This window comes from Mesorhizobium sp. M2D.F.Ca.ET.226.01.1.1 (assembly GCF_004022705.2).
Classification (GTDB): Bacteria; Pseudomonadota; Alphaproteobacteria; order Rhizobiales; family Rhizobiaceae; genus Mesorhizobium.
This window is the reverse complement of the sequence record NZ_RZOY02000001.1, coordinates 274024-292184: the sequence shown is the minus strand read 5'-3', so window position 1 is coordinate 292184 and position 18161 is coordinate 274024. Positions and strand designations below refer to the sequence as shown.

Below are 18161 nucleotides of genomic sequence, written 5' to 3'. Positions count from 1 at the left end.
CCTGTTCCGGTGCGTAGCACCTGGGAAGCTCTTCAAAGCAGTCGAGAAGTCTCATGTGCTATCGGAGGATCGGCACCAGATTCCGCTGGTCCAGCCACCCTGGCGCGACCGCAGAAGCCAACCAACAGCCTGCAATCGGCAACACCGACACCGCGGATTATCAACGAGTTCGCCCGTCACATTATTTGATGGAGCGCTCGAGCCATGCCGCACCTTGCGAGGCACGATCGCGGTTTTGCTAGCGCACTGCGCCGCCCAGAACGAAGCCGGTTTTGAACTGCCGCGATAGTGCCAGATAGAGGACCACGACAGGCAACGAATAGATGATGGAGTAAGCCGCGATCGCCCCGTAGTCGATAGACGTGGCATTCACGAAACCAAAGAGCCTAACCGGAGCAGCTTGCTGATCGTCGGAACTGATCAGCACAAGCGGTATCAGGAAACTGCCCCAGGCGTTGACGAAGCCGAACAGAGCCGCCGACGCGAGACCGGGCATCGTCAGCGGAAGTATCACCGACCACAACACGCGCCATGTTTTTGCCCGTTCGATATAGGCGGCCTCTTCGAGATCGCGCGGTATGGCATCAATGAAGTTCTTTATAAGATAGATCTGGAACGGAAGAGCGGTAACCCCGAGCAGGACTGCGGTCGGGAACATTGTCAGAAGCCCGGCTGAGGTGAACATCTCATACATTGGGACGATGAGGATCGTGATTGGAACACCGGATAGAAACAGGATGCCCAGCAGGATCGGACCTTTCCAAACAATATGATGACGCGAAAAGGAATAAGCCGCAAAGAAGCCCGCAACCGTGCCGATGGCTGACGCGACAAGAGATATGACCAGGCTGTTGCGCAGCGCAGCGAGGTTTCCCGACTCGAGAGAAACGATGTAATGCTCAGCGGTAAGTACCGGAATCTTCGTCTGAAAAGTTGCGTTTTTATCAACGGAAGCCAGCGCAAGCCATAACATAGGTATCGCAAAGAATAGTGCGAGCACAGAAATTACGATGTTGCTGAAAACCTTGGAAAAGCTCCAGCGAGGCACTTTATTGGGAGTGAGATGCGACCAGGGCGGCAACTCTGTCGACTTGCTAGGCTGAACATCTTGAGTCATCTCAGTCATCCCACTTGCAGAGTGCGCGAGTTGTATTCGGCTCACCAGCGGCGCGCTATTGTCGTCCGCGAGCCGTCCGGAGAGCTTCACCTGAAGCGCGCGCCGGCCAGCATTGCGTTTGCGTGTGCCATATCACGCATACGCGTCCTCGCTCCGCTCTGGTAACGCTTACCACGGTGGAACAAAGGTACCTCATCGGCGCTGTTTTCCGAGAAGGACGAATAGCCCTCCCAGCGCTGCCGAGATCAGGACAATCACGTTGCCAAGCAAGGCTGAATAACCCAGGTTGAAGAACTTGAAGCCTTGCAGATAAGAGTAGACCGGCAAGATGTTTGTCTGATTTCCAGGGCCGCCGGCGGTCATCAGGTAGACAAGCGTAAAATTGCCAAAGGTGAGAAGTGTCATGAGAAGTGAGGATGTGACGATCGTGGATCGAAGCATCGGCAAGGTCACCTTGAACAACGTCTGAGCGCGAGAGGCTCCTTCCAATCTGGCGGCAGCGAGTATCTCCTCGGGTACGTTGCGAAGCGCGGCCGAGAACATGATCATCGCGAGCCCAGCGAGCGACCACGAATTTGCCAGGCAGACAATCAGCATGGCCTGATCGTACAGCAAATCATAGTTCGGGTTTCCCAGCAGGGTCGGAATAATTCCGGACTCGGTGCTGCTTGCTTTCCAAACGATGGCAATTGTCGTGGGTGGCAATGTCCATGCGACAATTGCCAGGGCGCCTGCAATCTGGCGGATCAACCGCAAACAGTCCTGCATGGCGATTGCCATGACAAGACCGAGCAGGGTCGCGCCCACTGCTCCCGACCCGACCACAAACAAGACCGTTAGCCAGATCGATTGATAAAAAGTCGCGTCGTGGATCAGGGTATTTACATTTGCCCATCCCGTGAAGCGGTAGTTGACGGCATGCAGCCCTATGAGCTGAAGGTTGGTAAAGCCCAGATAAATCGCATACGCCACAGGTACCAGAAACAAGCCAAGCAGCAGCACGGTGGCCGGCGCGAGCAGCACGAGGCTCGCCGGGTTGAAGCGCGCCTTGTCAAGGCGCGCTTCAAGGCGCAATTTTTCGGGCAACCCTAAGGTGCGTGCGTCCGAGTTTTGGGTTAGCACCGACATCTGCGCATATCCTCTACGGCTCGACGCGATCGTCGCCGAGTTGGTTGACGACATATTCCCGCATCGTCTTCACGACGTCATCGATAGGCGTCTCAGGCTTGAGAACCAGAGTTTCCGTCGCCTGCGCTACAGCAAAGCTCCAAACGCTGTATTCAGTGCTGGCCGGCATGCTGTGCGCGTTCGCGATCAGCTTTGAATACTCCACCTGGAACGGCTTCTTGGCAAAGGCCACATAGCCAGGGTCTTCGGCATACGCCGGCACTGGAGGCACAAGGCCGCCATATTGGTCGAGCTCAACCAGATTGGCCTTCTTCTGCATGATGTCGATCAGGGACCAGGCCAACTTCATGTTCGAGGCCTTGGCGTTAACTGACAGGCTCCACCCACCGAAGGACGCGGCAAAGCCCGGCGCCTGGCCAAGCGATGTTGGCAATGGAGCGAGTGCGATCGAGTTGTCGGGATCATCCCAACAGGGCGTGCAGATCGTCTTGTTCCACATGGTCGGCCAATAGTTGCCAGCAAATCCGATGCCGAGCTCGTGCTTTGGCATATGCTGGGCGCCGTTGTTTGGAGCGTTGGCATCCAAGATTTGGGAGGCGGGCGCCAGCAACCCCTCGGCAGCGGCATCGCGGTAGAAGCTCAGCATCTCGCGCAAGCCCTTGCTGTCCACCACCCATTTTTTTGTCTTTTCATCGAGGATGGTAGGGTCGCTCGAAGCCGAAAGGAGCAGGCCGGCGCCCATGAGCGTGCCTTCCGAACCCTGCGCCGTTCCGGTCATGAGCCATATGGGCCATACGGAAGGAGCGCCCTTCTTGATGGCTCTGGCGGCGTCGAGGATGTCTTTCCACGATTTCGGGCTCCAGTCCTTTGGCAGGCCGGCCTTTGCGAAATTCTCACGATCGTAGAGCAGGCCGAAGGTGTTGACGCCTTCGCTCACGGCATAGACTTTGCCGTCAATGGTCCCTTCCTGCTTGATGGGTTCGGGATAGGACTGCCACCAGTCGCGAGACTTCAGCTCATCATCCAACGGTGCCAGGAGCCCGCTGCCGGACCATTGACCGGCGCTTTGCGCCGCAATCTGGATCACGTCGGGAGCGGTCGCGGGTGAGTTCATAAGAAGACTGAGCTTGGTGTTGAAATCATCGAAGCTGCCAGGAATCGGGATTGGTTCCAGGGTGGCACCGGGGTTGGCGGCCTCGAACTGGGTTTTCATTTCGCCGAACCATTTCTTGGCCAGATCCGGAGAGCTCATGAAGTAGTCCAGGCTGTAGGCGACCTTCAAAGTGTCACCGGCAATTGCCGAACTGCCGGCAGCAATCGTTGCGCCGAGCATGACCGTCGCGCCAAGCAGCGCAGATCGAAACCGAGAAAGTACTCTGGTGTTCATCGCAAACGTTCCTTCCATTCTTCAGTTGATTGGCTGGGTAGGGCGAAGTTCGGATCTTTCCGATTGTCCCGGTAGGTCTTTTCGGAGCGTATTTCCGGTTACGGCATCGAAGAAATGCAAGTCCACGGGATCGAATACGAGGTCGACAGTCTGGCCGATCCGGATAGGTGCGAAGCTCGGGAACTTGGAGTTTACTTCGGTTCCTCGGACGTTCACGAGGACGAAGGTCTCCGAGCCGGTCGTTTCAACTCCGCTGACGATGCCCTGCATTTTCTGAGTGCATCTCGACGGAGCGTCCTTCGTCCAGTGTATGTCGTCTGGGCGAATTCCAAGCTCGACGGACGAGGGGAGATCGTTGTCGGCGAGATATTGCCCGGATACGGAAAACTCCGTTCCAAGGCATTTGACGTCCACCGCACCGCCGGTCGCCGAAAGCGCGGCCGGGAGGATATTCATCTTGGGTGACCCGATGAACGTTCCGACAAATTTGTTGGCGGGTGCTCTGTAGAGGTTGGCGGGCGTATCAACCTGCAAAATGCGTCCCTGATTGAACACGGCGATGCGATGGCCCATGGTCATCGCTTCCACTTGGTCGTGGGTCACATAGACCGTCGTCACGCCAACACGGCGCTGCAGCTCAGCGATCTCTGCCCTCATCCGCGTGCGCAATCCCGCATCCAGATTCGAGAGCGGTTCGTCGAGGAGAAAAATTCGCGGCTGACGGATCATCGCCCGCCCAAGCGCCACTCGCTGACGTTGGCCACCAGATAGTTCATCCGGACGTCGCCGAAGAAGAGTTTCCAGTCCTACGAGAGAGGCTACGTGCTTGACGCGGTCGGCTATCTCTGCCTTGGGCTCGCCCCGAACCGTCGGTCCGAAAGCGAGGTTCCGCTCAACAGTCATATGAGGATAAAGCGCGTAGCTTTGGAAAACCATCGCGACGTCGCGTTGGCCAGATGGCAGGAGCGTGATGTCCTTGTCGTCGGACCAGATTCGGCCGAATGAGGGCAACTCAAGCCCGGCGAGCATCTTCAGCGTCGTGGTTTTGCCACAACCAGAAGGCCCGACGAAGACCATGAACTCGCCGTCCCTGACTTCAAGCTGAAGGTCATATATGGCGGCATAGTTGCCGTAGACCTTCCAGACGTTCTCGAAGCGGATCATGGCTGCGATTCCGAAGGCCAAGAGAAATCGTTCGTCCACACGCAAGGCATGAGGGCGCACTCCTTTATTCGACAGGTGCAGGCAACGTTCTTTTACTGCGATCTAACACGCACTAGACGGCGCGAGCCCAAGGCACTCCAGGCCAAGGCGAGACGGCCGACCGTATGTCGTCAAAACCTCCCTTGTCGATCGCATGCTTTGGTGTCTGGCCTGCGTGAGGCAGGAACCATGTTGTTGTTTTCGTAACACCGGAGCGACCCGACTTGCCCGGTATTTGCCGCCGTTTCCGCTCGAACAGCAATTTCGCAGGGGGGCGAATGTTGTTGCAGCAAGACGCGGGGAGTGCGTCACCCTGCTAAAGAAACGGGTCGATTCGGGGATTTTGCGCCGAGCTTGGGCTTTCCTACTTTATCACATTTAGGTGAACGAGCTTTAAGTTCCAATCGCCAGCGGGCTACGAAACTGGATCGCCTATCGGCAAGCCATGGATCCTCACCGCGTCGTTATGCGTCGGCTATCGGTGACTTGCGAAATTGCCCGAGTGTCGGCTCTCGCCAATTACTGATGAGATTCGAGCGAAAAAACCACCTCGCTCGTTGGTGTTTGTTATGAGAGGCAAAGCGTTTGCATCGCATGGCCAGTGGCACCTAGACAAAAACGACGAAGCCATGCGGAGGTCGACGGCAGTGAAGGAAAGCCCGACGATCGCTTCAGCCATCCAAAACAGCCGTTTGTTCTGCAGCCTCTTCTTCTTAGGCGGCGGCGTCGGCATTGGTGCCTGGGCATCCTCCCTCCCAGTTCTCAGCATTCAGATGAGCCTCGCCAAGGGGCAACTTGGACTCGTCCTGATTTGCTTCGCGCTGGGCGCGATCGCGATGATGGTCAATGTCGGCCGCTTGGTGGCGATTGTTCCGAGTAGTCTGCTCAGCCTTTTGGGCTCGCTCACATTCGGCTTCGCGCTGTTGGCCCTTCCTTGGGCCGGAGGAGCCCTTTCGCTAGCAATGATTGTGTTCCTTGCCGGCGCCGGGTTTGGAACGCTGGACGTGTCGATGAACACAGACGCCTCGGCGTTGGAGCGTCTTATGCGTCGGCAGGTGATGTCGTCATTCCACGCCGTGTTTAGTTTCGGAAGCTTGGCGGGCGCTTTGGTCGTGGGACGGATACTGTCAGGGGGCGGCGCTTTAAGCCTTTGCCTTGGGGTGACTGGAATTGGTGTTGCGACGGTTGCGCTCGTCGCCTGGGCTGGATGGAACCAGTTGAGCTGGATCCACGCCCCTGCCGCCGCTGTCGAGATCGGGGATGCTCGATCCCAGAGTGCCTTCAATAGGCACCTCTACCTCCTGGGCGGTCTAGCATTTCTAGGAATGCTGGCCGAGGGCGGAATGATCGATTGGAGCGCGATCTACATCGTGACGCGATCGGGTGGATCAGAAAGTGCAGGAGCTTACGGCTTCGCTGCGTTCTCGACGATGATGGCAATGGGGCGCCTGTTCGGTGACGCTATCGCCAACTCAATCGGTCAGGTGCGAACACTGCGCTACTGCGCGATGGTTTGCGCAGGTTCAGTGCTCGCAATGATCCTCATGGGCGGCAATCTTATCATTGTTTTCGCGGCGCTCACGGTTTGTGGTCTTGGCCTTGCCAACATTGTGCCTACCCTTTTTGCGGCTGCTGGCCGTGTGGGCGGCAGGTCTGCTGCTCGTGCCATGTCAACCGTAACGACGATCGGATATGCCGGACTGCTGTTAGGGCCAGGATTGCTGGGGCTGATCGCTCAAATCTCCTCGCTCGCGGGCAGCTTCAGCGTCACCGCGCTGGCCTTTGTCGCAATTTCTTTTTCGGCGCCATCTCTGATGCACAGAAAAGACGGTTCAAGCTGAACAACGGCCACTTTGAGGGTTCGGTCGAGTCGGCGTACGCCTAAAGAGTTGACAGTGCCACCTCCCATCGTCCATCCTCGTTGCCTCACCAGGGGAGTCCCGGCAAGGGGCTGAGATACTGCTATCGCGCGCAGTGACCCGTTGAACCTGATCCAGTTCATACTGGCGTAGGGACGGTGCGAGGTTTCGCGGGTCGGCAATCCGACTTCGGCATTCGGGCGGTGCCCGCATCCTGCGCGAAGCGTCACTTCCTCCTCATCGCGTGGACTGGGTCTCCGTTGCACTCGAGCAAGGAGGCTCACTCATGAATGCCCACACCCCGACCGTCACCGTCGGCGAATTGCCCGCTTCCAAGAAAGTCCACAAGCCCGGCCAGCTTCACCCGCAGCTGCGGGTTCCGATGCGCGAGATCTCGGTCCACCCGAGCGCCGGCGAGCCGCCGGTCACGGTCTACGACTCGTCCGGTCCCTACACCGACGCAGCGGTGAAGACCGAGATCGAGCGCGGCTTGCCGCGGTTGCGCGAGGCATGGATCGAGGCACGCGGTGACGTGGAGCGCTACGAGGGCCGCACGATCAAGCCCGAAGACAACGGCTTCGTCTCGGCCGATCGGCTGACGCCAGAGTTCCCGGTGCGCAACAGGCCGTTGCACGCCGTTGGCGGCCGTGCCGTCACCCAGCTTGCCTACGCGCGCGCCGGCATCATCACGCCGGAAATGGAGTTCGTCGCTATCCGCGAAAACCTCGGCTGCGAGCAGTTGCGTTCGAAACTTCAACGTGATGGCGAGAGCTTCGGCGCCGCGATCCCGGATTTCGTGACGCCGGAATTCGTTCGCGACGAGGTGGCGCGCGGTCGCGCCATCATCCCGTCCAACATCAACCACCCCGAAAGCGAGCCGATGATCATCGGCCGCAATTTCCTGGTGAAGATCAACGCCAATATCGGCAACTCCGCCGTCACCTCGTCGATGGCCGAGGAGGTCGAGAAGATGGTGTGGGCGATCCGCTGGGGAGCCGATACGGTGATGGACCTGTCGACCGGGCGCAACATCCACAACATCCGCGAATGGATCGTGCGCAATTCGCCGGTGCCGATCGGCACAGTGCCGATCTACCAGGCGCTGGAAAAGGTCGGCGGGATCGCCGAGGCGCTGACCTGGGAGGTTTTTCGCGATACACTGATCGAGCAGGCCGAACAGGGCGTGGATTATTTCACGATCCATGCCGGCGTGCGCCTGCCCTACATCCCGCTCACCGTCGACCGCGTCACCGGCATCGTGTCGCGTGGCGGCTCGATCATGGCCAAGTGGTGCCTGCATCACCACAAGGAGAGCTTCCTCTACGAGCATTTCGAGGAGATCTGCGACATCTGCCGCACCTATGACGTAGCGTTCTCGCTCGGCGACGGTCTTCGGCCCGGCTCGATCGCCGACGCCAACGACAGGGCCCAGTTCGCCGAATTGGAAACGCTTGGAGAGCTGACGAAGATCGCCTGGGCCAAGGACTGCCAGGTGATGATCGAAGGCCCCGGCCATGTGCCGATGCACAAGATCAAGCAAAACATGGACAAGCAGCTCGCGGTCTGTGGCGAAGCGCCCTTCTACACGCTGGGGCCGCTCACCACTGACATCGCGCCGGGCTACGACCACATCACGTCTGGCATCGGCGCGGCGATGATCGGCTGGTTCGGAACGGCGATGCTTTGCTACGTCACGCCGAAGGAGCATCTCGGCCTGCCCGACCGCGACGACGTCAAGACCGGCGTCATCACCTATAAGATCGCCGCTCACGCCGCCGACCTCGCCAAGGGCCATCCGGCGGCCAAGGTCAGGGACGACGCGCTGTCGCGGGCGCGCTTCGAGTTCAGGTGGGAGGACCAGTTCAACCTCTCGCTCGATCCCGAGACGGCGCGCGCCTTCCACGACGAAACCCTGCCCAAGGAGGCGCACAAGGTGGCGCATTTCTGCTCCATGTGCGGCCCCAAATTCTGCTCGATGCGGATCTCGCACGACATTCGCGCGGAAGCCCAGAAGGAAGGGCTCGCGGCTATGGCAGCGAAGTACCGGGACGGCGGCGACCTCTACATGCCCGTCAACGGCACCACAGGGAGCACGACCAAGCCATGAAGGTGCTCATTCGCGGCGCTGGCGTTGCCGGGTTGACGCTCGCGCACGAACTGGCAACGCGCGGCGCCGATGTGACCGTGATCGAGCAGCGCGGGGAGATCGCCGGCAATGCCTCCTGGCAGGCCGGCGGCATGCTCGCGCCCTGGTGCGAGCGCGAGAGCGCCGAAGAGGCGGTGCTCAAACTCGGACGCGGCGCGGCCGACTGGTGGGACGCGGCATTGCCCGGCCATGTCTCTCGCGGCGGTACGCTGGTGCTGGCGCCTGCCCGCGACATCGGCGAGTTGGACCGGTTCGGCCGCCGCACATCCGGCTTCAGAAAGCTCGGCGCCGGTGAGATCGCGGCGTTCGAACCAGCCCTCGCCGGCCGGTTCGGGCGCGGGCTGTTCTTTGCTGACGAAGCGCATCTCGACCCACGCAAGGCGTTGCATGCACTGGGCGACAAGTTGCTCGGCATGGGCGCGCGTCTCGAGTTCCACGGCAGCACCGCGTCGGCTATCCCGGATATCGAGGTGGACTGCACCGGCATCGCCGCCAGGCGACCGGAACTGCGCGGCGTGCGCGGCGAGATGCTTATGCTGCGAACCGCCGACATCTCGCTTGCCAGGACGGTCCGCCTGCTTCATCCACGCATCCCGATTTATGTCGTGCCGCGCTCGGAAAACCTTTTCATGGTCGGCGCGACGATGGTCGAATCCGATGCCGCAGGCCCGATCACGGCGCGCTCGGCCATGGAGCTGCTCAGCGCGGCCTACGCGCTGCACCCGGCGTTCGGCGAAGCCGAGCTTGTCGAGGCAGGCGTGGGCGTGCGCCCTGCCTTTGCCGACAACCTGCCGCGCGTCGACCGCGACGGAAAGAACCTTCGCATCAACGGCCTCTATCGCCACGGCTTCCTGCTTGCGCCGGCCATGGCGCGGCAGGCCGCCGACCTAATCCTGGGAAATCCCGCAGCAAAGGAGTTCGCCCTTGAAGCTCATCGTTAACGGCCAGAGCCACGAGGTCGCGGCCGAGACGCTTGCCGCTTTGCTCGCCGAACTCGATTTCCAGGGCGGCTGGCTCGCCACCGCACTGAACGGCGACGTCGTGCCGGCCAGGGAGCGCGACCGCTGCCAGCTCACCGAGGGTGACCGCATCGAAATCCTTTCGCCGATGAAGGGGGGCTAATCCATGGTCGAGCTCTACGGACAAAAGCTCTCGTCCCGCCTGCTGCTCGGTACCGCGCTCTACCCCTCGCCTGCCATCATGGCTGAGGCGGTCAAGGCGTCCGGTGCAGAGATCGTCACCGTATCGCTGCGCCGAGAGACCTCCGGCGGCAAGTCCGGCGGCCAGTTCTGGTCGCTGGTCCAGTCGCTCGGCGTTCGCGTTCTGCCCAACACCGCAGGCTGCCATTCGGTGAACGAGGCGGTGACGACGGCGCGGATGGCGCGCGAGGTGTTCGGCACGGACTGGATCAAGCTTGAGGTGATCGGCAACCACGATACACTGCAGCCCGATGTGTTCGGGCTGGTTGAGGCGGCACGGATCCTCGTCGCGGAAGGCTTCGAGGTCTTTCCCTATACGACCGACGACCTCGTCGTCGCCGAGCGCCTGCTTGAGGCCGGCTGCCGGGTGCTGATGCCCTGGTGCGCGCCGATCGGCTCCGCGCGCGGGCCGCAAAACCCCGATGCGCTTAGGAGCCTGCGCGGCCATTTCCCGGACGTGCCGCTGATCGTCGATGCCGGCATCGGCCGCCCGTCCCACGCCGCCACCGTTATGGAGCTCGGCTACGATGCGGTACTGCTCAACACGGCCGTGGCCAAAGCATGCGACCCCGTCGCCATGGCCGCGGCCTTCGGTAAGGCGGTGGAGGCGGGCCGCGAGGCCTATTGCGCCGGTCTGCTCGAGTCGCGCGACATGGCCGTCCCCTCAACCCCCGTCATCGGCATGGCGGCGTTCTCATGAAGCTCGATCCGTTCTACCTGATCGTCGATTCCGCCGCGTGGGTCCAACGTCTCGTGCCGGTTGGCGTGAAGCTGGTGCAACTGCGCATCAAGGACCTGGACGAAGCTTCGCTGCGCCGCGAGGTCCGCACTTCGAAGGCGGTATGCGACCGCCACGGCTGTCAGCTCATCGTCAACGATTACTGGCGCCTCGCGATCGAGGAGAATTGCGATTTCGTCCATCTCGGCCAGGAGGATCTTGCGGAGGCCGACGTGAAGGCGATCCGCAGAGCGGGGCTGAAACTCGGCCTGAGCACCCACGACGACGCCGAACTGGAAACCGCGCTTGAAGCCGAACCCGACTATGTCGCACTTGGCCCGATCTACCCGACCATCCTCAAGGCGATGAAATGGGCTCCGCAGGGGCTGGATAGCATCGCTATATGGAAACAGCGGGTCGGCAACATTCCGGTCGTGGCGATCGGTGGGCTGACCGTCGAGCGCATTGCCGGTGTCTTCGCGCAGGGCGCCGACAGCGCTGCTGTCGTAACCGACATCACCCGCAACGTACATCCCGAGGCACGTATGCTGGAATGGCTGGCGGCTACGGCGCCATGGCGATGACTCCGCATGTGCTCATCGTGGCCGGGTCGGATTCGAGCGGCGGTGCCGGAATAGCCCGCGACATCGAGACCGTTTCGGCGTTTGGGCTGCGCAGCTGCCTCGCTGTCACGGCCGTTACCGCCCAAACGCACGCAACTGTCGAGCACATTGAGCAGATGCCGCCGCAGCTTATCGCCGCGCAGATGCGCGCCGCCTTTGCGGCCAACCCGGTTGCGGCGGTCAAGATCGGCATGCTGGGGACAGCGGCGGCAATCCAAGCGGTCGGCTCTGTTTTGGCGGACGATCGCCAAATGCCGGTCGTCCTCGACCCGGTGCTGGCCTCGACCTCGGGACGACTGTTGTTAGCGGTGGACGCAATCGACGCGCTTTGTCGGGATCTGATGCCGGCTTGCCGGTTGGTCACGCCTAATCTCGTCGAATTGGCTGCCCTGACTCGTTCGGTGCTGGCGTTAGACGAAGAAGCCGCTTGCCGGCAGGGCAAGCAACTATCGAGCACCGTTGGAACCACGGTGCTGGTCAAGGGCGGACACGCGCGGGGACCGCAAGCGGTTGACCTGCTTCTTCCACCGGATGGCCCGGCCGTTCGCTTCGAAGCAGCGCGCCTGAAGCACAGGATGCGGGGCACCGGTTGCATGCTCTCCACCGCTGTCGCGACCTTTCTTGCCCTCGGCGCTTCACTGGAAGAGAGCGTTCGTGGTGCCAAGCAGTATGTTTTCGAACGGTTTGTTCGAGAGGGAGCTCAGTAGACGCCGTCGATCTGTCCCAGCGATCCGCCGACCGCTGCATTGACGACAATTCAACCTGCTGTGCGCGGAGGCAAAGCGCACCACCGAGCCAACGGCCCGGATCTACCGCAGCCAGCATGCAAAGACCGGCGGCGCTGATCACTTGCCCAAAGTTCGGGCGCACTTGTATCAGCACGGCCAACAGCCCTGCCCGCGGCGCGACGGCTGAGCTATTCGTCGAGAAGGATCGCCAAGGGCCTTCGAGTAGCGTGCTTCGCCTTAATGAAAACCTTTACAAATCAGATTTATCCGCTGTAGGTGCGATTAGGAAGTGCCGTTGCGAGAACAGTCGATCGAGCCTTTCGAACGATCGATAGTGTCGCTGGAGGCGCGACACGTCACCGGAGACCAGACCTGTTGGAAAGTCCGATATGCTCCCCGGAACAGGCTACCATCGCGTCTCCGAATGCCAGCAGGAGCCGCACGGCGATCTTTTCCACATTCTTCGTACACGGCAGTGCCTTCGGCACGTGGTCTTCGCTCGTACCGACGGTCAAGGCCCGCCTGTCCATATCTGAAAGCCAATTCGGCTGGTCACTGTTCATGATTGTCGTCGGCTCGCTTTTGGCCATGCTGGCAAGTCGGTCTCTGATTGCGCGTTTTGGCAGTAGACAGGTGGTTCGCGTCGCAGCCCCGATACTCCTGACGACGGTCGTCCTGGCCACATTCACACATGTCCCTTTCGTATTCGCCCTCGTCCTGCTGGTTCTCGGACTAGCGGGCAATACCATGGACGTCGCCATGAATGCGCAGGCCGTTGAGGCTGAGCGCTCCTCCGAAAGAGCCCTTATGTCTTCATTCCACGCCATGTGGAGCCTCGGCGGCCTTACCGGAGCGATTCTGGGAGGTCTGCTTGTCAAAAATGCCGGAAGCTCCTTCGGCGCATTGATTGCCGTTGTGTTGCTGTCGATGCTTTTTGAAGCGAACCAAGGCAAGCTCCTTGCCGGAGGGCCACGTCACGGGACAGCGGCAGCCCGGCCACTCAGCGCCAAGTGGTTGCTCATTGTTGCGGGTGTGCTTGCTGGGGTGTGTATGTCGACAGACGCAGCGGTCCGTGACTGGAGTCCTCTCTACCTCACTGGCAATCTTGCGCTGGATCTCGGTTACTCGGGGCTGGGATATGGCGCATTTGCAAGTGCAATGGCGATCTGTCGGCTGGCTGGCGATCGTGTGAGGACCTTCATGGGTGAAAAGCAACTTCTTGCGACCTCGGCATGCCTCGCAATCATCGGCCTTGCGATCGTGGCATTCGCCGATCTGGCGGTAATGGCGCTATCCGGTTTTGCCTTGCTCGGCGTCGGGGTAGCCAATATCTTCCCCACATTGTTGAGCATGGCAGGAAGGCGCGGCGACGCATCCGGCATCGTGGTCGTGTTCGCGACCGGGTACATAATTGCGCTGGCCGCCGCGCCCAGCTTCGGGACCCTGGCCGAGGCAACTTCCCTGGCCAACATCTACCTGCTGCTGGCAGCCATGTTTCTGTTGGCTGGAACCGCTTCAATTCGTGTCGCCAACCGATTCTGAATGCGGATTTGTTCAGCCGCCACCCGGCATGGGATTTGTTCAATCAGAACCAGGACTGCTTCTGAACGATGTTTGCGAGGGGCCCGCCCTGGACAAAGGCCAAGCAGTTGTCACGCAGTATTGTGTACCGACGCTTCTCAAGATACGGGCCGAACCCTGCCATGTGAGGCGTGATCAACACGTTTGGTATGCCCCAAAGCGCATGGCCTTCCGGAAGTGGCTCCTGATCGAACACGTCAAGCGCTGCTCCTGCCAGGCTCCCCTCCTTGAGCGCGACCACCAGATCGTCAAGTCGGGTGGTCAACCCCCTGCCGATATTGATGAAAAAGCTCGACGTTTTCATTCGTCGAAAGCGATCGAGGTTCATCATACCTTCGGTATGCGGAGTATGAGGTACGGTAAGGATCACGAAATCCGCAGACGGAAGCAAATCATCCAAAACTTCGACGCCGTGGATTTCGGCAAAGCCAGGCGGCGCCGAGGTGCGTCGTGCATCGATCCCGACAATTCGCGTGCCGAAAGCCGAAAGCATGCGTCCAGCTTCTGCCCCGATGCCACCCACGCCCACTATGAGGGCGGTCGCTTCAGGCAGAAACACGACCCCGCTATTCAAAGGCTTGGGAGCCCATCGACCCTTCAGTTGCTCAGTGTGATAGTAAGGCAGATCCCGCGAAAGCGAGAGAACGAACGCCAGGATGTGCGCGCCAATATGGTCATTATAGACTTCCCGGGTGTTGGTTACGATCACTGGGTGCTCTATGAGCGCCTCGTGGAAATAGCCAGGCGGCGGAGCGATCTGCCGGGAGTGAAGCCAACGCAGTTTCCGGGCATGTTGAAGCAGTTCCGGAGGGAGCGCTCCAAAAGCCGCGTCAGCATCCGCCAGGTACGCGATCGCTTCCGCTTCTGTCTCGGGGACATGAACGACCATACCCTCGACATCATGCCGCAACTGCGCTGCGAAAGCCCGCGAGACATCTGACTGAGGTGGAACGAAAACGAAGTTGATCATGGAGACACTGGATCTTTTCGAAAGCAGGCATGGCTTCGCTTTTACGCAAAAAGACGGGCCGGGTTGGTACTCATCGTCAGCCTGAGTCGCTTTTCGGTCTCACACGACTCGCGGACGAGGCGCATTGAAAGCGCATCGTCAACGGCTCCGAACGGTGCTGGTTCGTCTACGCGGGCTCCCCGCCTGGAGTGCGGCCAGTCCGATCCCCAAAGCACCCTTTCTGGGTTGGCGTCGATCAGTTGCTTTGCAAAAGGGATCATCTCATCTGGAGACTTGGCCAGCCGATCCGCGAGCGACAGCTTCACATAGGTTCCGCGGCTGACCAGGTCGGTAAGCTCGCCGAAGCCCGGTTGATCGAGACCATATTCGGCTCGGGCAAGTCCAAAGTGATCGACCACGACAGGCACCGACAGAGTGGCGATCACTTCGCGAACAGCGGCTATCACTGCGAGGTTAGTGTATATCTGTATGTGCCACCCCAACTCACCGATCTGCTTGGCAGCATCCTGTAGCCCTTGACGCGCCAACGCGGGATCGTCCTTGAGTGCGGTCGTTTCAAGGTTGAGACGCACACCTCGAACGCCTGCGGAGTGGTAGTCGCGAAGGGTGGAGATGTTCGTTTCCGGATTAAGCGACACAATTCCCCGCGCGCTTCCTCCGAAACGCTGGAGCGCATCTATCAGGCAGCTGTTGTCGCTGCCGTACACGCTCGGCTGGACAATCACTGTGCGGTCAATGCCGTGGCGTAGCCTGAAGCCTTTGAGAGCCTCTGCGTCCGCGGAGCCCGGCGTATATGTCCTTGACGGGTCGAAGGGAAATTGCCGCGGGTCGCCAAAGACATGGACATGGCAATCCCAGGTGAGTTCCTGCCCTTCAGGCATCGGTTACCTTTCGGAACCTTCCCGCGAAATATGCGAGCGGCACACTTCCAAGCAGCGCCATGTCTTTCACCCTCCCAACCAGAATGCGATGATCACCCCCGTCGTAGACCGCTCCCACCTCGCAATCGGCATAGGCGAGGACGCCCTCGATTAGGATCGATCCGCTATCGAGCCGCCTTGAGGCAAGCCCCTCGAACTTCTCGCCTTTTTTGCTCGCAAAACGCATCGCGATGGCTTCCTGACCCTGCGCCATGAAATTGATGCAAAAGCGGCCGCTGGAAATGATCGCGGGCAACGTGTTTGATTTGTTGTCGACGCTAATAAGAAACTGAAGAGGCTCGACCGAAAGCGACATAACGGCACTCATCGTCAGCCCCACCGGCTCATCCGATTCACTGACACTTGTGATGACCGCAACGCCACTCGGCCAATGCCCGGCGATCGAACGGAAGACGTCACGCGCAACTTCCGGGTTGTTCATGAAATTTGACGATCCTGTTAGCGAACGGCCGTTAGAAGGGCATGCATTCATGACTGTTCTCCCTCATTGCCTGACGGCTTTGTTGCCTTCCATGTCGCAGTAGCAAATGCGTAGAGCGCCTCCGTGGAGGCGTTACGCGCTTCGGATCTGACGAAATTTATCGACTTGCCTGCCCTGAGAAACGACGCGCGACATACGACGAGTTCGCCTACAAGTGCTGGGGCGAGATACTGGATCTTCATCTCGAGAGTGGCCGCCGGAGACGCGTGGGTTTTGAAGAGAAGATGGCCCATGGATATGTCGATCGCCGTTGCCAAAATCCCTCCGTGGAGAGTGCCCACGGGATTGGTGAACTCCGGCGTTACCTCGAACGTTACGTCACACCCCTTGTTAGGATATTCGATCCTTAGGCCGAGAAGCCTGGAAATGAAGAAGTCCCCGAATTCATGGCGATCGCTCGCACCTATTCGTTCGATCACCCCTCGTGTGTCTGGCCTCGGGCTCATTGTCATCGCCACAGGTTCTCAGCCAGATCGAAACTGCCCACCCGCAGATCGGGTTTTGCCTTTTTCAGGTCGGGCTTCGAAATCTTAAGGGAGACGGTGAGCGGAAATTCGTCGACATACTCGATGTATCTTGGCAGCTTATAAGTAGCCAGTCTGCCGCGGCAGTGCTCTAGGATCGCTTTTGGCGGAACCTCACTGGTCGAAAAACCGGGCTGCAGGCGGATGTAAAGTTTAACCTCTTCGCCGCGATAATCGTCGGGCACCGGAACTGCCGCGACCTCCAGTATCCCAGCGAGCCTGGCGACTTCCTCCTCCAGCTCTGTCGCCGAGATGTTTTCATTGCTCCGCCTGATGACGTCTTTGGCCCGGGCGACCCAGAAGTAGTAGCCGTCGCTGTCTTGACGGAAGAGATCTCCGGTCTTGAACCATCCCGCGTCGTCGAAGGCATCGGCGGAGGCGCCAGGCGACTTGTAATAGCCCGACAGCATTCCCGGCCCTCGAACCTGTAGCTCGCCGACACTGCCTCGTGAAACCTCGTTGCCAAGCGTGTCCACGATACGGCAGGACCGAAAGGCGGCCGGAAGGCCAACTGAGCCCGATCCAACCATGCTTGTCGCCCGCGTCGGCATCACGATCGTCGAACCCATCTCCGTCGAGCCGTAGATTTCGCGAATTGGGGCTCTGAGTCTTCTCTCGGCTTCCACATGCAACTCTTTGGGCAAAGCGCAGCACGCCATCCATTTCAGGCGAGATCGGATATCGAGGGAGAAGTCCGGTCGTTTGGCGATCAGATTTGGCAGGGAGGAAAATTGGACCTCATACCCAGTAAGTCGTTCTGCAAAGTGATTGAGCGTAGGCTTGCTGGCCATCAGCACAGTGGCGCCTTGTGTCAAAGCCATCGCCAATCGCCATTGCCCACCCATGTAATAGATGGGATTTTCGATCAGAAGGTTTGCAATTCGAGGGCCTTGCAAGGAACGCACATGACCCATCATGGTGTGCCAACGATGCGGCAGGAGCGCGGGTTTGGGGCGGCCGCTTGAACCTGAGGTGTAGAGAATGCTCGCCGGCATATCGATATCGGGAGTTGCGACCGGAGGCTCTCGGTACCCCTGCTCAGCAAGGGCGGCATCGAAGGACTGGCCAATGTGCTGCCCGGCCTTGGACCCGACCACTATGATCCGCTCCGAAGGGAGTCGAAAGCCCGCCCAGTCGGACACCCAATCCTGCCGTCCGGCGTCAAGGACGAGGAATTCCGAGTCGGATGTCTCCAGGATGTACTCAAGCTCTTTTTCGGTCAGGCTTGGATTGACACCGACTGCAACCGCACCCATACGAGAGAGGGCGATCCAAATTGCGATGATTTCGACGCAGTTAGGCAACGCGATGGCAACATGCGTGCCTCTCTCGACTCCGTGCGAGGAGAGCAGCGCCACGATTTTCCAGACGAAGCCGTTGAGATTGCGATAGGTAAGGGCCCTCCCTTGCCCGTCGATCTCCCTTAAAGCGATCTGCTGAGGATACCTGTCGGCACCAAGTCTGAGCAATCCGCTCAGGCTGGGCGAGAGGCTTCCAGCCTCGATGACTCTCCGATCAGCCTCGATAAGCTCGATTTCCTCGCGCGGGGTCATTAC

The 18161-nt window shown here is 59.9% G+C and carries 17 protein-coding genes and 1 riboswitch; of the genes, 8 read left to right on the top strand and 9 right to left on the bottom strand.

Annotated elements, in window-relative coordinates; genetic code table 11:
• Positions 1–238 precede the first annotated feature (238 nt).
• The 4 genes from EN869_RS01410 to EN869_RS01395 all read right to left on the bottom strand — a co-directional run bounded on the left by EN869_RS01410 (position 239) and on the right by EN869_RS01395 (position 4796).
• Positions 239–1117 carry a carbohydrate ABC transporter permease gene (locus EN869_RS01410; protein WP_127227979.1) on the bottom strand — a complete coding sequence of 293 codons (879 nt, stop codon included), beginning with the start codon at positions 1115–1117 and terminating at the stop codon, positions 239–241.
• Positions 1118–1309: 192 nt separating this feature from the next.
• Positions 1310–2245 (bottom strand): sugar ABC transporter permease, encoded by a 936-nt coding sequence (locus EN869_RS01405; RefSeq protein WP_127227980.1) that lies wholly within the window; start codon positions 2243–2245, stop codon positions 1310–1312.
• Positions 2246–2258: 13 nt separating this feature from the next.
• A complete protein-coding gene (locus EN869_RS01400) occupies positions 2259–3632 on the bottom strand; it encodes an extracellular solute-binding protein (RefSeq protein WP_245489498.1) in 1374 nt (457 codons plus the stop codon).
• 21 nt (positions 3633–3653) lie between these two features.
• A complete protein-coding gene (locus tag EN869_RS01395) occupies positions 3654–4796 on the bottom strand; it encodes an ABC transporter ATP-binding protein (RefSeq protein ID WP_127227981.1) in 1143 nt (380 codons plus the stop codon).
• Between the two features lie 686 nt (positions 4797–5482).
• Between EN869_RS01395 and EN869_RS01390 the strand changes: the two genes are divergently transcribed.
• From EN869_RS01390 to EN869_RS01355, 8 genes are all read left to right on the top strand, one after another.
• A complete protein-coding gene (locus tag EN869_RS01390; RefSeq protein WP_127227982.1) occupies positions 5483–6676 on the top strand; it encodes an MFS transporter in 1194 nt (397 codons plus the stop codon).
• Positions 6677–6756: 80 nt separating this feature from the next.
• A riboswitch (TPP riboswitch) is annotated at positions 6757–6868 on the top strand.
• 112 nt (positions 6869–6980) lie between these two features.
• Positions 6981–8801, top strand: a complete 1821-nt coding sequence (gene thiC / locus EN869_RS01385; RefSeq protein WP_127227983.1) for a phosphomethylpyrimidine synthase ThiC — start codon at positions 6981–6983, stop codon at positions 8799–8801.
• The gene (locus tag EN869_RS01380; RefSeq protein WP_127227984.1) at positions 8798–9781 is read left to right on the top strand and encodes an FAD-dependent oxidoreductase; all 984 of its coding nucleotides are present in this window, start codon (positions 8798–8800) and stop codon (positions 9779–9781) included. Before thiC ends, EN869_RS01380 begins: the two co-directional genes overlap by 4 nt.
• Positions 9765–9962: a sulfur carrier protein ThiS gene (gene thiS, locus EN869_RS01375; protein ID WP_127227985.1), complete on the top strand. Its 198-nt coding sequence runs from the start codon at positions 9765–9767 to the stop codon at positions 9960–9962. The genes EN869_RS01380 and thiS overlap by 17 nt, the downstream gene beginning before the upstream one ends.
• 3 nt (positions 9963–9965) lie before the next feature.
• Positions 9966–10739, top strand: coding sequence for a thiazole synthase (locus tag EN869_RS01370; RefSeq protein WP_127227986.1), 774 nt, complete (start codon positions 9966–9968; stop codon positions 10737–10739).
• On the top strand, positions 10736–11341 hold the full coding sequence (locus EN869_RS01365; protein ID WP_127227987.1) for a thiamine phosphate synthase: 606 nt from the start codon (positions 10736–10738) through the stop codon (positions 11339–11341). Before EN869_RS01370 ends, EN869_RS01365 begins: the two co-directional genes overlap by 4 nt.
• A complete protein-coding gene (locus EN869_RS01360; protein WP_245489497.1) occupies positions 11311–12087 on the top strand; it encodes a hydroxymethylpyrimidine/phosphomethylpyrimidine kinase in 777 nt (258 codons plus the stop codon). Before EN869_RS01365 ends, EN869_RS01360 begins: the two co-directional genes overlap by 31 nt.
• 396 nt (positions 12088–12483) lie before the next feature.
• Positions 12484–13650, top strand: coding sequence for an MFS transporter (locus EN869_RS01355; protein WP_167506974.1), 1167 nt, complete (start codon positions 12484–12486; stop codon positions 13648–13650).
• Between the two features lie 43 nt (positions 13651–13693).
• Here the strand turns inward: EN869_RS01355 and EN869_RS01350 are convergent, their stop codons facing one another.
• Genes EN869_RS01350 through EN869_RS01330 form a run of 5 tightly spaced genes read right to left on the bottom strand, consistent with a single transcriptional unit; the run spans position 13694 to position 18158 of the window.
• Positions 13694–14659, bottom strand: a complete 966-nt coding sequence (locus EN869_RS01350) for a D-2-hydroxyacid dehydrogenase (protein WP_127227989.1) — start codon at positions 14657–14659, stop codon at positions 13694–13696.
• Positions 14660–14700: 41 nt separating this feature from the next.
• Positions 14701–15540: an amidohydrolase family protein gene (locus EN869_RS01345; RefSeq protein WP_127227990.1), complete on the bottom strand. Its 840-nt coding sequence runs from the start codon at positions 15538–15540 to the stop codon at positions 14701–14703.
• The gene (locus EN869_RS01340; RefSeq protein ID WP_167506973.1) at positions 15533–16021 is read right to left on the bottom strand and encodes a flavin reductase family protein; all 489 of its coding nucleotides are present in this window, start codon (positions 16019–16021) and stop codon (positions 15533–15535) included. Before EN869_RS01340 ends, EN869_RS01345 begins: the two co-directional genes overlap by 8 nt.
• Positions 16022–16068: 47 nt before the next feature.
• The gene (locus EN869_RS01335) at positions 16069–16527 is read right to left on the bottom strand and encodes a PaaI family thioesterase (protein WP_127227992.1); all 459 of its coding nucleotides are present in this window, start codon (positions 16525–16527) and stop codon (positions 16069–16071) included.
• Positions 16528–16529: 2 nt separating this feature from the next.
• The gene (locus EN869_RS01330) at positions 16530–18158 is read right to left on the bottom strand and encodes a class I adenylate-forming enzyme family protein (RefSeq protein WP_127227993.1); all 1629 of its coding nucleotides are present in this window, start codon (positions 18156–18158) and stop codon (positions 16530–16532) included.
• Positions 18159–18161: the final 3 nt, after the last annotated feature.

Bases quoted from the DNA above. Each gene is read 5' to 3' on its own strand.
- EN869_RS01410 (WP_127227979.1), bottom strand. From the start codon at position 1,117: ATGACTCAAGATGTTCAGCCTAGCAAGTCGACAGAGTTGCCGCCCTGG.
- EN869_RS01405 (WP_127227980.1), bottom strand. From the start codon at position 2,245: ATGTCGGTGCTAACCCAAAACTCGGACGCACGCACCTTAGGGTTGCCC.
- EN869_RS01400 (WP_245489498.1), bottom strand. From the start codon at position 3,632: ATGAACACCAGAGTACTTTCTCGGTTTCGATCTGCGCTGCTTGGCGCG.
- EN869_RS01395 (WP_127227981.1), bottom strand. From the start codon at position 4,796: ATGATCCGCTTCGAGAACGTCTGGAAGGTCTACGGCAACTATGCCGCC.
- thiC (WP_127227983.1), top strand. From the start codon at position 6,981: ATGAATGCCCACACCCCGACCGTCACCGTCGGCGAATTGCCCGCTTCC.
- EN869_RS01380 (WP_127227984.1), top strand. From the start codon at position 8,798: ATGAAGGTGCTCATTCGCGGCGCTGGCGTTGCCGGGTTGACGCTCGCG.
- EN869_RS01370 (WP_127227986.1), top strand. From the start codon at position 9,966: ATGGTCGAGCTCTACGGACAAAAGCTCTCGTCCCGCCTGCTGCTCGGT.
- EN869_RS01365 (WP_127227987.1), top strand. From the start codon at position 10,736: ATGAAGCTCGATCCGTTCTACCTGATCGTCGATTCCGCCGCGTGGGTC.
- EN869_RS01360 (WP_245489497.1), top strand. From the start codon at position 11,311: ATGGCTGGCGGCTACGGCGCCATGGCGATGACTCCGCATGTGCTCATC.
- EN869_RS01350 (WP_127227989.1), bottom strand. From the start codon at position 14,659: ATGATCAACTTCGTTTTCGTTCCACCTCAGTCAGATGTCTCGCGGGCT.
- EN869_RS01345 (WP_127227990.1), bottom strand. From the start codon at position 15,540: ATGCCTGAAGGGCAGGAACTCACCTGGGATTGCCATGTCCATGTCTTT.
- EN869_RS01340 (WP_167506973.1), bottom strand. From the start codon at position 16,021: ATGAACAACCCGGAAGTTGCGCGTGACGTCTTCCGTTCGATCGCCGGG.
- EN869_RS01335 (WP_127227992.1), bottom strand. From the start codon at position 16,527: ATGAGCCCGAGGCCAGACACACGAGGGGTGATCGAACGAATAGGTGCG.
- EN869_RS01330 (WP_127227993.1), bottom strand. From the start codon at position 18,158: ATGACCCCGCGCGAGGAAATCGAGCTTATCGAGGCTGATCGGAGAGTC.